At 72.4% G+C, this 13,962-nt stretch carries 11 protein-coding genes, 1 tRNA gene and 1 pseudogene; 6 read left to right on the top strand and 7 right to left on the bottom strand.

The window, feature by feature from the left end; all coding sequences use genetic code 11:
* Positions 1-167 precede the first annotated feature (167 nt).
* On the top strand, positions 168-3,617 hold the full coding sequence (locus PV342_RS29600) for a phosphodiester glycosidase family protein (RefSeq protein WP_500319337.1): 3,450 nt from the start codon (positions 168-170) through the stop codon (positions 3,615-3,617).
* A gap of 339 nt (positions 3,618-3,956) precedes the next feature.
* Here PV342_RS29600 and PV342_RS29595 read toward each other — a convergent pair whose 3' ends face one another.
* A complete protein-coding gene (locus PV342_RS29595; protein WP_400805790.1) occupies positions 3,957-4,115 on the bottom strand; it encodes a hypothetical protein in 159 nt (52 codons plus the stop codon).
* A gap of 166 nt (positions 4,116-4,281) precedes the next feature.
* Positions 4,282-5,019 (bottom strand): MerR family transcriptional regulator, encoded by a 738-nt coding sequence (locus tag PV342_RS29590; RefSeq protein WP_400805792.1) that lies wholly within the window; start codon positions 5,017-5,019, stop codon positions 4,282-4,284.
* 54 nt (positions 5,020-5,073) lie between these two features.
* On the opposite strand from PV342_RS29590, the gene PV342_RS29585 reads away from it, so the two are divergent.
* Positions 5,074-5,379, top strand: coding sequence for a hypothetical protein (locus PV342_RS29585; protein ID WP_386995483.1), 306 nt, complete (start codon positions 5,074-5,076; stop codon positions 5,377-5,379).
* A 55-nt stretch (positions 5,380-5,434) separates the two neighbouring features.
* On the opposite strand, the gene PV342_RS29580 is transcribed toward PV342_RS29585, so the two are convergent.
* Entirely contained in the window at positions 5,435-6,214 is a 780-nt protein-coding gene (locus PV342_RS29580) for a hypothetical protein (RefSeq protein ID WP_400805796.1), read from the bottom strand.
* A 229-nt stretch (positions 6,215-6,443) separates the two neighbouring features.
* Here PV342_RS29580 and PV342_RS29575 point away from each other — a divergent pair.
* Positions 6,444-6,548, top strand: a pseudogene (locus PV342_RS29575) (integrase); the annotation flags it as partial.
* Positions 6,549-6,626: 78 nt separating this feature from the next.
* Here PV342_RS29575 and PV342_RS29570 read toward each other — a convergent pair.
* Positions 6,627-6,702: transfer RNA gene (locus tag PV342_RS29570), tRNA-Thr, on the bottom strand.
* A 222-nt stretch (positions 6,703-6,924) separates the two neighbouring features.
* Here PV342_RS29570 and PV342_RS29565 point away from each other — a divergent pair.
* The 3 genes from PV342_RS29565 (at position 6,925) to PV342_RS29555 (ending at position 9,463) form a co-directional block, all read left to right on the top strand.
* Positions 6,925-8,043, top strand: a complete 1,119-nt coding sequence (locus PV342_RS29565; protein WP_018559592.1) for an ABC transporter ATP-binding protein — start codon at positions 6,925-6,927, stop codon at positions 8,041-8,043.
* 238 nt (positions 8,044-8,281) lie between these two features.
* Positions 8,282-8,695 (top strand): hypothetical protein, encoded by a 414-nt coding sequence (locus tag PV342_RS29560; RefSeq protein ID WP_018559593.1) that lies wholly within the window; start codon positions 8,282-8,284, stop codon positions 8,693-8,695.
* 30 nt (positions 8,696-8,725) lie between these two features.
* A complete protein-coding gene (locus PV342_RS29555; protein ID WP_018559594.1) occupies positions 8,726-9,463 on the top strand; it encodes a nucleotidyltransferase family protein in 738 nt (245 codons plus the stop codon).
* A 117-nt stretch (positions 9,464-9,580) separates the two neighbouring features.
* Here the strand turns inward: PV342_RS29555 and PV342_RS29550 are convergent, their stop codons facing one another.
* The 3 genes from PV342_RS29550 to cysS form a co-directional block, all read right to left on the bottom strand.
* Entirely contained in the window at positions 9,581-11,254 is a 1,674-nt protein-coding gene (locus PV342_RS29550; protein WP_400805799.1) for a DoxX family protein, read from the bottom strand.
* A gap of 152 nt (positions 11,255-11,406) precedes the next feature.
* The gene (rlmB, locus tag PV342_RS29545) at positions 11,407-12,363 is read right to left on the bottom strand and encodes a 23S rRNA (guanosine(2251)-2'-O)-methyltransferase RlmB (protein ID WP_018559596.1); all 957 of its coding nucleotides are present in this window, start codon (positions 12,361-12,363) and stop codon (positions 11,407-11,409) included.
* Between the two features lie 76 nt (positions 12,364-12,439).
* The gene (gene cysS, locus PV342_RS29540; protein WP_392614264.1) at positions 12,440-13,834 is read right to left on the bottom strand and encodes a cysteine--tRNA ligase; all 1,395 of its coding nucleotides are present in this window, start codon (positions 13,832-13,834) and stop codon (positions 12,440-12,442) included.
* Positions 13,835-13,962: the final 128 nt, after the last annotated feature.

Below are 13,962 nucleotides of genomic sequence, written 5' to 3'. Positions count from 1 at the left end.
GGGCCGGGCGCGGGCCCGCCCGCGGGGGCGACTTGACCGAACCCATAACCGCGCACCCCCTCCGGGACACCTGCGGATCCGCAACCGGCCATCTCCGCTTCGCCGAACGGGTGTCGGGTGGACACGGGCCGGCGACCAGCCGGCACATCACCCGTAAGGAACACGCAATGACACTTCGCGGGACGAGAACCGTGGGGACCGGCGCGCGCCGGACCGCCGTGGTCACCGCGCTGGCACTCGCGCTGACCGGCGCCGTGGGCGGGGCCGTGGCCACCGCCTCGGCCCCGGCGGGCGAGGAGACGCAGGGCCGCACGCCCGTCCGTGACTGGCTGCCGCAGACGCCGCAGAACTGGCCGCTCGTGGTGGACCACACCCGTACGCCCGCCGAGACCGTCACCCGCGGCCTGCAGCACTACAGCGAGACGTACGACACCGTCGGCGGCCGCCAGCAGATCCAGGTGCTCAGCGCCGACCTCGACGACCCGAACCTGCGGATCGGCATGGTCCAGGCCGGTGACACCGTCACCAACCCGGCGGACGAGACGCCGTCGTCGATGGCGCACCGCACCGGCGCCGTGGCCGGCGTCAACGGCGACTACTTCGAGATCCACGCCAGCGGACGCCCGCTCGGCGGCATCATGACCGACGGGCGCCTGCTGAAGAGCCCCAAGCCGGGCTTCGCCTCCCAACTGGGCGTCAAGCCGGACGGCACCATCGTGATGGGTTCGCAGACCTTCTCCGGCACGATCACCGACGGCTCCGCGACCCGTGCGCTCACCTCGGTGAACACGGTGAACGACCTGACCGCCGGCGGCATCACCGAGGTCACCCCCGACCTCGGCGACACCCCCGGCCTGCCCAAGGCCGCCACGCTGGTGCTCGGCCACGTCACCGACGGCGGATTCGTCGTCGAGGAGGTGCGGACCGGCGTCACCACCGTGCCGCGGCTCTCCACGGACCAGTTGGGTCTGCTCGGCGCCGGCGACGGCGGGCAGTGGCTGACCGACACCCTGCACGGCGGCGACAGGGTGGGCATCGCCACCCGCTTGTCGCCCGACAACGATGTCACGCAGCTGATCAGCGGCGTCGACACCCTGGTGAAGGACGGCGCGGTCTACAAGGACCCGACCGGCACCCCGCCGAGCGGCGCCAACCCGGAGACCGCGGTCGGCGTCACCAAGGACGGCAAGCACGCCATCGTCGTGGCCGTCGACGGCCAGGGCGGCGCCGCCAGGGCCTTCGGCGTGACCCGCGACCAGGCCGCGGGCTACATGGTCGCCCACGGCGCCTACAACGCCATGCTCTTCGACGGCGGCGGCTCCACCGGCATGGTCAGCCGCGCCCCCGGCGCCGACCGGGCCGAGATCGTCAACACACCGTCCGACCAGCCCGGCAACACCGAGCGTCCGGTCGCCAACGGCATCTTCTTCTACTCCACCGCCAAGGAGGCCGGCCCGGCCGTCGAGGTCGTGGTCAACGACGGCGAGCAGGTCACCACCGTCGCCGGCGGCTCCGTCCCGCTCGCGGTGCACTCCGTCGACCGGCTCGCGAACCCGGCGGCCGGCCAGGTCGACGTGCGCGTCGAGCCCTCGTCGCTGGCCTCGTACGAGGACGGCAGGCTCACGCCGCACCGTACGGGTTCGGGCCGGATCATCGCCCGGAACGGCCGCGCCGTCACCTCGGAGAAGCTCGAGGTCGTCAGCAGGCTGGCGGGTCTGGCGGTCTCCCCGGACAAGGCCGACCTGGACAACGGCGCCACCCAGCAGCTGACCCTCTCCGGCACCGTCAAGGACGGCGGCGAGGTGCGGATCCCCGCCGAGGCGGCCACCTGGAAGGTCACCCCGGAGAACCTGGGCACCGTCGACGCGCACGGCCTGTTCACCGCGAGCGGCGACGTCGGCGGTCTGGCCGAGGTCAGTGCCCAGGTCGCCGGCACCACCACGACCACCTCGATCGCCGTCGGCAGCGTGAGCAAGGTCATCGACCCGATGACCAGCCCGGACGTGTGGCGGCTCAGCAACAACACCACCGGCAAGCCGGCCACCCTCGCCGCCGACCCCGGCGTCGTCCCGCCCGGCTCCACCGAGTCCGGCTCGCTGCGCCTGGACTACTCGATGCCGGCCGGCTCCGGCGTCAAGCAGCTGGTGCTCTCGCCGCGCACGACCCTGAAGACCGACACCGACAACGGCCAGGTGCCCACCGGCATCGGCGTGTGGATCAAGGGTGACGGCAACGGCATCGAGCTCGCCGAGAAGTACATCGGCGTCAACGGCTCGTCGACCACGCTGTACCCGACGTTCGTGACGTGGAAGGACTGGCACCTGGCGGTCGCGCAGCTGCCGGCGGGCATGCAGTTCCCGCTGACCATCAGCTTCATCGACTTCCTGGCGATCAGCCCCAGCACCGCCTACGGCGGTTCGCTCAACGTCGCGGGCCTGCAGGCCCTCTACTCGCCGCGTCCGGTCACGGTGCCCGAGTACCACGCGATCCCCGACAACCCCAAGTGGCTGTCCTTCGAGGAGGACTCCGCCGACTTCGCCAAGCGCGGCACCACGATCCTCACCGGTGACGACGCGCACCTGCTCGCGAGCGACCCGGGTTCGGTCAGCAGCAACGTGATGGACTCCATCGCCGGGCGGCTGCCCACCCTGTCCCCGCAGGCACGCCCGGACTCCGCCCAGTTCCTCGGCGACATGCCGGACGACGGGAAGCCGGCGGACCTGCGGTACGCGAAGTCCAAGATCGACGCCCTCGGCGTCCCCGGGCGCGACATCGTCGGCAACCACGAGATCACCCAGGGCGCCGACGCCGAGAACGGCAACTACAGCGACACGTTCGGCGAGACTCACTACGCGTACAGCCAGGGCGCGGCGCGGATGATCGTCACCGACAACTCGCACGGCAGCCTGCAGTCCTCGGACCCGTTCCAGAACCCCGAGGGCGTTCAGTACCCCTGGCTGGTCCAGCAGTTGACGGACACCACCGCCAAGGACGTGCTGGTCATCACGCACATGCCGGCCTACGACCCCCACCCGGCCGCGAACAGCCAGTTCACGGACCGCTGGGAGGCGCGGATGTACCTCCGGCTGGTGCAGCGCTACCAGGAGACGCACCCGAAGCAGCACGTGATCATGATGTACGGCCACGCGCGCGGTTTCGCGGAGCAGATCCTCAACCCCGAGGGCGAGAGCGTCGGCACCGAGCAGGGCGGCATCCCGCAGTTCACCTTCGCGGACCTCGGCATGCCCGCCTACGCCCCGGCCGACCAGGGCGGCATCTACCACTTCGGTCTCGTCCGGATCGGTGACGACGGCAACCTGCAGTACACCGTCGAGCCCGCGCTCGCCTCGATCAGGGTCACGGGCCCCAAGGACCCGATCGCCCGGGGCGACCGCGTCGACCTGACCGCGACCGGCGACCAGATCGCCGGTGACAACATCGCACCGCTCACGATCCCGATCGCGGACCCCGCGTCCCACGTCTGGACGTCGAGCGACCCCAAGGTCGCCTCGGTGGACCCGTCCACCGGCGCCCTGACCGCCCACCGCCCCGGCACCGCGACCGTCACGGTGACCAGCGGCGGTGTGACGGGCACGGCCCAGGTCACCGTCCGCTGACCCCGCGGGGGTGCCCGCCCGGGCGGGCACCCCTGTCGCGGGCCGCGACCGCGCGCCCGCCCGCCACGACCCGGGCCTCTCACGGCAGTCGGTCGAGGGGCGGCCGTACGCGTTCCCCCCGCCACCGCCGTGCCGGTCCCAGCAGCGGGACCCGCATCACGCACAGGGCGAAGGCGAGCTGGCCCGACACGGGGATGACCAGCTGCTCCTCGACGTTCCGGAAGAGCAGGAACCAGGTGGGCAGAGGCAGGAGACCGGCCGGCGGAAGCCGGAACGCCAGGCTCGTGCGCGAGTTGAGGAGGGCGTAGTAGGCGCTGATCAGGAGTGACGGGATCGCGATCAGGGGGACGAGGGTGCCCAGAACGATTCCCCCTCCCCGGGCAGGTGGAGGTCCACCACCACCCAGGTGAGCGCGTAGGTCGCGGCGTAGCGCACGACCAGATCGCCGAGCCGCAGCCCGACGAACCCGAGATTGCGCCAGGGCGCGTCGGGATCCACAGCCGTCCCCCTCGTGACACCACGACTCAGCGGCACGCCGAGGTGGCATCCGCTGCGCAGGTCATCCCGGCAGCAATCTTGAACGTGTTCAATTCTGAGCGGACCACCCCCACGTACGCAGGATTCGGCGCCCCGCCGCCGCTACCCACGGCAGGTCCGCGGCGACTCACGGCGCCGCGCGCAGCCCTGCCCGGATCAGCGAGTCCAGCCGCCGCCAGGCCGGGGAGGCGGCGTTGATCCGGCCCTGGACGAGCGCGGGGATCCCGGAGGCCTCGTCCGCCTCGGGGGGCGTGCCCGCGCCGTAGCGGCTCAGGGTGGCCTCGGCGATCCGCCGGGCCAGCTCCTCGACGCGGGGATCGCCGGGATCGAGGCCGTACGCGTGGTCGTACCGCAGGAAGAGCTGCCGCAGCGCGGGATCGGACAGCATCTCGCTCTGGTCCCGGAAGAGCTCGGCCGCCCGGTCCGGGTGGGTGGCGAAGACCAGGATCCACAGATCCCGCTGGAGCTCGACCCACCGTGCGGTGAAGCCCCACCGCTCCAGGGCCTCCAGGTGGGCGTGGACCGCGGCGGGCAGCAGTGTCGGCTCGCCGGAGGCGAGTTCGCGCAGACGCGCCTGCGTGGCCTGCAGCCCGCGGATCCGGTCGGTCAGCCGGTCGTCGATGTCGAGCAGCGCCCGGCGCAGCTCCTCCTCACCGGCCGTCATCAGTCCGCGGATCCGGGCCAGCGGGACGCCGGCTTCGGCGAGCGTACGGATCCTGATGAGGGCGACGACGTCGTCCGCACCGTACCGCCGGTATCCGGAGACGTCGCGATCGGGCTCGGGCAACAGTCCCTTGGCGTGGTAGACCCGGACGGTCTTGACCGACACTCCGACGTACCCGGCGAGCTGCCCGATGGTGATCACCCGGCAATCGTGACACTTGACCCTGCCCCAGGGGCAGGGCCGCACCCTGACGCCATGGTGAACACGAACTTCGACCGCGAGACCCTGCGCGAACTGGCGGACGCCGGGAACGAGACCGCCCTCGACCGGCTGGCCGACCTCGCCGACGCCGCCGGGGACACCGAGGAACTGGGCGAACTGCTGGACGAGGGCTGCCTGCACGCCGGGTTCCTGCTGACGCGCCGCGCGTCCGCCGCGGCCGACCTGCGCGCACTGCAGCGCATCGCCGACGCGGGGTACGAAGGGGCCGGGACGGAACTCTCCCGCCTGCTGGGCGCCCCGTGCGCGGCGGCGCGTACGCGCACGGGGGACCGCACATGACGTCCCTGCCGTCAGGACGATGCCGCGGCCGACGGGCAGCAGCGAGCCCGCCCGGTCAGTCGTGCAGAAGACCGAGTCGCTCGGTGGCCCGCCGCCATCCCGCCGCGTCCGCCTGGGCGCGGGTGCGGAGCCGCGCCGCCACTTGCCGCAACTGCGCTCCGTCCGCCTCCCGGACCGACAGGAGGTCCTCCCTCTGACGTCGCACCTCGGCACCCGGCCCCGGCAGCCGGGGATCGTGCCGATCCGCGGCCATGGCGGTGACCTGGAGGCAGCGGAGGGCTCCGTCCCAGGGGCCGCCGGCGCAGGCCGCGGCCGCCTCCTCCATGGCCGCGAGCGCGTCAAGATGCATCATCACCGCGCCCTCGGGCTCCGCCTCCTCCAGGAACTCCTCCAGATCGGGGGCCTCTTCGCCGGGATCCTCGTCCTCGTCGCCGGCGAGCGGCACGTACGAGCGGAACACCTCGGTCATCGACAGGGTCTGGTAGTCCGCGACGTGCCCGGCCAACTCGTCGGCGACGTCCCGTATCCGGGTGGACGCGGATCCGTCCCCGTCCCCGCCCCCGTCCCCGTCCGCGTCCGGGAACCCGGCGACGGACCAGCATTCCCGGAGCAGTTCCCGCGCCGCTTCGGCCGCCCGGGGACCGTGGCGAAGGAAGCGCTCGTCGCCCAGGCACCCCGATATGCGCTCGGCCGCCGCAAGGCCGACCAACCCGGCCGCCCCCGGGTCGAGGGCGCCCAAGGCCGTCTGCCACTCGCGGAATTCCCAGTTCTCCATGCCCACCCCTGATACGACGCGTCCGTAGCGGCCGGCGTTCTCCCAGTCAGGTGGAAGCACGCCGTTTTCCATGCCCCGCGTGCGGCTGACGGTATCCACCTGCGCGGGATGGCGAACGTCTGCGCCGACGCGCCCCGAGCCGGCCACTCGCACCTTGCCCCGCAGGAAGCCCAGCCGCGAACGCCTACGTCTGCGTGGCGGCCACCATCGGCAGCGAGGCCCTTCCCGACAGCCGTGAGGAACCCGGGGCCCCGATCGCCGACCCCGCCATGACCTCGCGCCCCGCCCGATCGGCATCACGATGGACGTCTACACCCACGTGACATCGGCCACACAGCGTGAGGCCATCAGCCACAGGGACCGTCTGCTCAGACGCCGCCTCGACCGTGAGTGACCGCCCCCGTTGATGTCACCCGTGGATGTCAAACGCCCCGGACCGATCATGGTCCGGGGCGTCGTCGCTGCTCCCAACTGGAGCCGCCTGTCGGGTTCGAACCGACGACCTTCGCTTTACAAGAGCGGTGCTCTACCAGCTGAGCTAAGGCGGCACGGCACCGTCCCCGCTCCGGGGTGCCCGGGTGACGGGTGGGGCCATGAGAAGTGTACCCAGGCGGGGAGGGGGGAGGGTCCGGGAATTGAGGGCCGGGAGGGTGCTGACAAAGCGGGGCGGGCCAGGTAGCGTCGCGGAAGGTCCACACCCTGTGGACTAGACCTCATTCCTTTACTCGGATCGTCCGGCACGTTCCTGCCGGTGAAGGGACCACTGCACCATGGCTACTGTCACTTTCGACAAGGCGACCCGGATCTACCCGGGGTCCGAGCGCCCCGCCGTAGACGCGCTCCAGATCGACATCGCGGACGGCGAGTTCCTCGTCCTCGTCGGCCCCTCCGGCTGCGGCAAGTCGACCTCGCTCCGCATGCTGGCCGGCCTCGAGGACGTCAACGGCGGCGCCATCCGGATCGGCGACCGGGACGTCACCCACCTTCCGCCCAAGGACCGGGACATCGCCATGGTGTTCCAGAACTACGCGCTCTACCCGCACATGACCGTCGCGGACAACATGGGCTTCGCCCTGAAGATCGCGGGCGTCAACAAGGCGGACATCCGCAAGCGCGTCGAGGAAGCCGCCAAGATCCTGGACCTCACCGAGTACCTGGGCCGCAAGCCCAAGGCGCTCTCGGGTGGTCAGCGCCAGCGTGTGGCGATGGGCCGCGCGATCGTGCGTGAGCCGCAGGTCTTCCTCATGGACGAGCCGCTGTCCAACCTGGACGCCAAGCTCCGTGTCCAGACCCGTACGCAGATCGCCTCTCTGCAGCGCCGCCTCGGCACCACCACGGTCTACGTCACCCACGACCAGACCGAGGCCATGACCATGGGCGACCGCGTGGCGGTGCTCAAGGACGGTCTGCTGCAGCAGGTCGACACCCCGCGCCACATGTACGACCGCCCGGCCAACCTCTTCGTCGCGGGCTTCATCGGCTCCCCGGCGATGAACCTGGTCGAGGTGCCGATCGCCGACGGCGGCGTGAAGTTCGGCAACTCCGTGGTGCCGGTCGAGCGTGACGCGGTGCAGGCCGCGGCCGACAAGGGCGACCGCACGGTCACCGTCGGCGTCCGCCCCGAGCACTTCGACATCGTCTCCAGCGACGGCTCGGGCCTGTCGAAGGACGCGCCGGCCGGTCTGGCCGTCACCGTGAACGTCGTCGAGGAGCTGGGCGCGGACGGTTTCGTCTACGGCTCGGCCGAGGTCGGCGGCGAGCACAAGGACCTGGTCATCCGCGTCGGCGGCCGCCAGGTGCCGGAGAAGGGCTCCGTGCTGCACGTCGTGCCGCGCGCCGGCGAGAGCCACGTCTTCTCCACCTCCACCGGTGAGCGACTGAGCGACTGAGCGGCCGAGCGGTGACCGGCCGGTCACCCCACCGCTGAGGACCCATGTGGCCCGGCCCCCGCGCAAGGGGGGCCGGGCCACGGCCGTTCCAGGGAAGCCGAATCACGCCGCATTTGCGGTCATACAAGGGCGTTTCGACCATGTTCGTCAATGCGCCCGTAGTCGATCAAGGGGCATTCATCACTCATCAGAGTGGCTAAATGTCGCCAAATCATCACTCCTCGCTACCATCACTGCCGTGAACCAGGTAGCCCGCCGCATCGGCAAGTCACTCGCCCTCGTCCTCCCGGTCGTCCTCGTGCTCTCCGGAACCCTCGCCGTCACCCGCGTCCCGTGGGCGACTTCGGCGTCCGAGGCCCAAGTCCTCACCGCCTCGCACCAGAAGGAGACGGCGACCGCACGGTCGGCCCCGCAGGAGGTGCTCCGCCGCAAGCTGCTGGGCGAGGTGCAGCAGAAGAACCCCGGTGTCGCCCTGACGCACCTTCAGCGCGAGATGGCCGCGCGGCCCTCGCTGGCGCAGTACTGCGGCTCGATCGCCCGGTCGCTGGGCCGTGCCGCGGTCGCCAAGTACGGCTCGGTGCACCGCGCCCAGGCCTGGTCGCGGCCGGTCTGCGACACCGCCTTCGCGACGGGCGTGGCCTCGGTCGGATGACCCGTCGCGCGGGTCGCGTAGGGTGCGCCCATGACCGGCACGCCCGCGACCTCCCAGGCGGTGACCCAGGCCGTCCTCCTCGCCGGAGGACAGGGCTCCCGCCTGCGGCCCTACACCGACACCCGCCCCAAGCCGATGATCGAGATCCCGGGAACCGGGATCCCGATCATCGGCCATCAACTCGCCTGGCTGGCCGCCGAGGGCGTCACCGACGCCGTGGTCTCGTGCGGCCATCTCGCTGAGGTCCTCCAAGAGTGGCTCGCCGGCGCGGCGGCCGGGCTGCCGCTGCGGGTGACCACGGTCGTCGAGCGCGAACCGCTCGGCCGCGGTGGCGGCCTGAGGTACGCCGCCGCCTCGCTGCCCCGGCCCCAGGAGCCCTGGTACGCCACCAACGGCGACATCTGGACGCGGTTCTCCCTGCGGGAGATGGCCGCCTTCCACGTGGAGCGAGCCGCGGTCGCCACCCTGGCGCTGGCCCGTCCGCGCATCCCGTGGGGCGCCGTGGAGACCGACGAGTTCGGCCACGTCCTGGACTTCATCGAGTCGCCGCCCTCGCCGTTCCTGATCAACGCGGGCGTCTACGTCTTCTCCCCCGAGTTCACCGGGCTGCTCCCCGAGCGCGGCGACCACGAGCGCACGACCTTCCCCCGACTCGCCCGGGAGCGGCGCCTCGCGGGCTTCCCGCTGCCCCAGGGCGCGTACTGGCGGGCCATCGACACCGCCAAGGACCTGGCCGAGGCCGCCAAGGAACTCGCCTCCCGGCCCTGAGCGCCGGACGTCACGTCGCACAGGGGGCAGAACGGCCCAGAACGGCCCACCACGGGCACGAAGAGGCGGCCGGAGGAAGGAACCTCCGGCCGCCTCTTCCCTTGCGCCGTAGGGGCGTTACGCGACCTTCCCCGAGCCGTGCCGTGCCGGGGCGCCGAGCAGCCAGCCGGAGGTCTCCCCGCTGCCCAGCAGCCCGCCGAGCGCGCCGCCGCTGTCGGAGGAACCGCCGCCGCCGCTGCCGCCACCGCCGTTGCCGCCGCCCTGAGTCGGCGGGTTGCTGGGCACGGTGGGACGGGACGGGACGGACGGCGCGGTCTGCGCGGGCCCGCCGCCGGTGCCGCCGCCGCTGCCGGTGCTGGCCGAGGACGACCCGGGACGCGACCGCGTGGCGTTGGGCGCCGAGGACGCCGCCCCCGGGGCCGACGGCGAGGAGGACGGCGAGGACGAGGGACCGCCGGAACGGCCCGCCGAGGGTGTCGTGGAGGGCCGGGAGGACTTCTCTCCGGGCACCTCGGGCAGCGGCGAGCCCTCGAGGTTGTTGGTCGGCAGGTCCGTCGGGGCGGGGAGCTGGGACCTCGGGGTGGTGGACCGTACGGCGGTGCCGAGGGTGGCCCCGACCACGAGCGAGATCCCGGCCAGCACGGTGGCCAGCACCGCGCCGCGGCGCAGCACCCGGCGCCGCAGCTCCGTCAGCGGGGCGCGCGGGCCGAGCTTGCGCCAGGCCTCGCTGGCCAGGCGGCCGTCGGCGGAGTAGACCGGCGCCCCCGCGATGACCAGGGGGCTCCAGGCGGCGAGCAGGATGATGTCGGGCGTGTCGTACGCCGGGACGGTCCGCCAGCTCACGGTCACCAGCAGCGCCGCCGACAGCAGGGCGCCGATCGACGCCGCGAACCGCTGCCAGAGTCCGAAGACCGTCAGCACACCGGCGATGACCTGGAGGAAGGCCACCGTCAGCCCGGCGCCGATGGGGTGTGCGAGGGCGAGGTCGCGCAGCGGCTCGGCCATGCCCCACGGGTGGAGCGAGGCGAGCCAGGTGACCATCGAGCCGCGCTTGCCGCCGTCGAAGTAGACGGGGTCGCAGAGCTTGCCCATGCCGGCGTAGATCGAGATGAAGCCGAGGAAGATGCGCAGCGGCAGCAGGACGATGCCGAGGTTCATCCGGCGGCCGGGGTAGTAGGCGTGCCGGATGGGGTCCGTGCGCTCCCGGTCGCGACCGCGGCCGTACTCCTCGCCGGGCTCCTCGTACGGGTCGAAGTCGGGGTCCTCGTCCGGGCCGGCGGGCGGCGCGGTGTACGCGAACTCGTTGGTGTCCTCGGAGTCCAGGTAGTCGTCGTAGGCGCCGCGCGCGGGACGGATGCCGCCGAGCATCTCGCCGGGCGCCGGCGGCCGGCGCGGCGGGCCGACGACGGGCTGCGGCGGCTCCTCGATCCGCGGCAGCACCTGCGTCGCGGCACCGAGGTCGAGACCGTCCACCTGACCGTTGCGCACCGCGGCGAACAGCTGGCCGGCGGCGGCGTCGCCGGGCCGGCTGCGCCCGGACCACACCAGGGGGGCGCCGCGCCGCTGCGCGGCGGCGGAGGGGCGGACGGAGGTCGGGGTCACGGGGACGCGCTGGGTCCTCGTCAGGGCCCGGCCCGACGTCGCGCCGAGCTGCACGCGGAAGCTCGCGTGATTGACGATGACCTGGGCCGGGTCGGAGGAGACCTTGAGCATGTTGAGCACAGGCTCGTCGGTGATCGACGACGACCGTCCCCCCGGAGGAGTGCGGGGTGTTCTGGTGTCCACACTCATCTAACCGAGTGACACCCGATAAGGACACTGTGTGACGGGCCCCGTTGTGTCCGAGGCCCGTCAACCGGGGTTGCCGCCGGGGCGCGTCAGGGGGCGCGTCCCGGTCCGGAGGCCGGGGGCGCGCCCGTTCGGGCCCCGCGGCGCGCCGGGGTTCAGGCCCGGCGGCGCGAGGCCTCGTAGAGCACGATGCCCGCGGCGACACCGGCGTTCAGCGACTCCGCGCCGCCCGGCATCGGGATGCGCACCCGCAGGTCGCAGGTCTCGCCGACGAGCCGGGACAGGCCCTTGCCCTCCGAACCCGCGACGACGACGACCGGTCCGGCCAGCGCCTCGAGGTCCTGCAGCTCGATCTCGCCGTCGGCGGCCAGGCCGACGACCGTGAGGCCCGCCTTCTGGTAGGCCTCCAGGGTCCGGGTGAGGTTGGTGGCCCGGGCCACCTGGACCTGGGCGGCGGTGCCGGCCGAGGTCTTCCAGGCGCCCGCGGTCATCCCTGCGGCGCGGCGCTCGGGCACGACGACCCCGTGGCCGCCGAAGGCGGCGACGGAACGGACGACGGCACCGAGGTTGCGCGGGTCGGTGACCCCGTCCAGCGCCATGATCAGCGGGTCCTCGCCCGCGTCGAAGGCCTCGGCGGCGAGGTCGTCGGGGTGGGCGTACTCGTACGGCGGGATCTGCAGCACCAGGCCCTGGTGGTTGAGCCCGTTGGTGATGCGGTCCAGCTCGGGGCGCGGGGCCTCCATCAGCGGGACGCCCCGGTCGGTGGCGAGCTTGATCGCCTCGCGCACGCGCTCGTCGTTGTCGATGAACTGCTGGACGTAGACCGCCGTGGCCGGGATGTCGGCGCGCAGCGCCTCCACCACCGGGTTACGGCCGGCCACCAGCTCCGAGGTCGACTTGGCGCCCCGGCCGGAGGGGCGGCGCGACTGCGTGGAAGCGGCGCGCTTCACCTTGGCGTTGGCGGCCCGCTGCTTGGCGTGCCCCTTGCGTGCCTCCGCGGGCGGGGTGGGGCCCTTGCCCTCCAGGCCCCTGCGCCGCTGCCCGCCGCTACCGACCGTCGCGCCCTTCTTGTTGGACGTGCGGCGGTTCCTGCGCTGGCTGTTGCCGGCCATGGGTCACCTGTTTCCTGCTGCTGTTGCTGCTACTGCGTGAACGTACGTATGTCTCAATGATGACGCGGGCGCCCGGCTACCGGGAGCCGAGCGTCCAGCGCGGACCCGAGGGCGTGTCCTCGATCTCCAGCCCGGACTGCTGGAGCCGGTCGCGGATGGCGTCGGCGGTCGCGTAGTCCTTGCGGCCCCGGGCCGACTCCCGCTGCTCCAGCACCAGCCGGACGAGGGAGTCCACGACTCCGTGCAGGTCCTCGCCTCGGCCGTCGCCGGCCCAGTGCGGGTCGAGCGGGTCGAGGCCCAGGACGCCGAGCATCGCGCGCACCTCGGCGAGGCGGGCGACGGCGCTCTCCTTGTCGTCCGCGGTGAGCGCCGAGTTGCCCTGCCGGACGGTGGTGTGGACGATGGCCAGCGCCTGCGGCACGCCCATGTCGTCGTCCATCGCCTCGGCGAAGGCCGGCGGCACCTCGGCGGCCGGCTCGACCGGGCCCGCCATCTCGACGACCCGCTGCACGAAGCCCTCGATGCGCGCGAACGCCGACTCGGCCTCGCGCAGCGACTCCTCGCTGTACTCGATCATCGAGCGGTAGTGCGGGGTGCCGAGGTAGTAGCGCAGCACGATGGGCCGCCAGCGCTTGGTCATCTCGCTCACGAGGACCGAGTTCCCGAGCGACTTGCTCATCTTCTCGCCGCTCATGGTGACCCAGGCGTTGTGCACCCAGTACCGCGCGAACTCGTCGCCGAAGGCCTTGGCCTGGGCGATCTCGTTCTCGTGGTGCGGGAAGATCAGGTCGATGCCGCCGCCGTGGATGTCGAAGGCGGTGCCCAGGTACTTGTGGGCCATCGCGGAGCACTCCAGGTGCCAGCCGGGACGGCCGGGGCCCCACGGCGTCTCCCAGAACGGCTCGCCGGGCTTGACGGCCTTCCACATCGCGAAGTCGCGCGCGTCCCGCTTGCCGGTCTCGCCCTCGCTCTCCGGCTGGCGCAGGTTGTCGAGCTCCTGGTTGGACAGCTCCAGGTAGTCCGGGAAGGAGCGGACGTCGAAGTAGACGTTGCCCTCGGACTCGTAGGCGTGGCCGCGCTCGATGAGGCCGCGCATCATCTCGATCATCTCGGGCACGTGGCCGGTGGCGCGCGGCTCGTACGTGGGCGGCAGGCAGCCGAGCGCGTCGTAACCCTCGTTGAAGGCCCGCTCGTTCTCGTAGCCGATCGCCCACCAGGGGCGGCCCTGCTCGCCGGACTTGGTGATGATCTTGTCGTCGATGTCGGTGACGTTGCGGACGAACGTCACGTCGTAGCCGCGGTAGGCGAACCAGCGGCGCATGATGTCGAAGTTCAGGCCCGACCGGATGTGCCCGATGTGCGGGGCCGCCTGCACGGTCGCGCCGCACAGGTAGATCGAGACGCAGCCCGGCCGGAGCGGGGTGAAGTCACGGACCTGGCGCGCGTCGGTGTCGTACAGGCGAATAGTCACGCATCAAGGGTAGTGGCCCCGGGTGCGTGCGCCGTCCGCTTCGCGTGAGCTTCACGGTGTTGTGACGCTCGCGGGGGCCGTGGCACCGGCCGCCCGGCCTGCCGGCCGGCGGCCGCTTCACCCGTACG

Origin of the sequence: Streptomyces sp. PA03-3a (assembly GCF_033792735.1) — a bacterium.
GTDB lineage: Bacteria > Actinomycetota > Actinomycetes > Streptomycetales > Streptomycetaceae > Actinacidiphila.
This window is presented reverse-complemented; position numbering and strand designations above follow the sequence as displayed.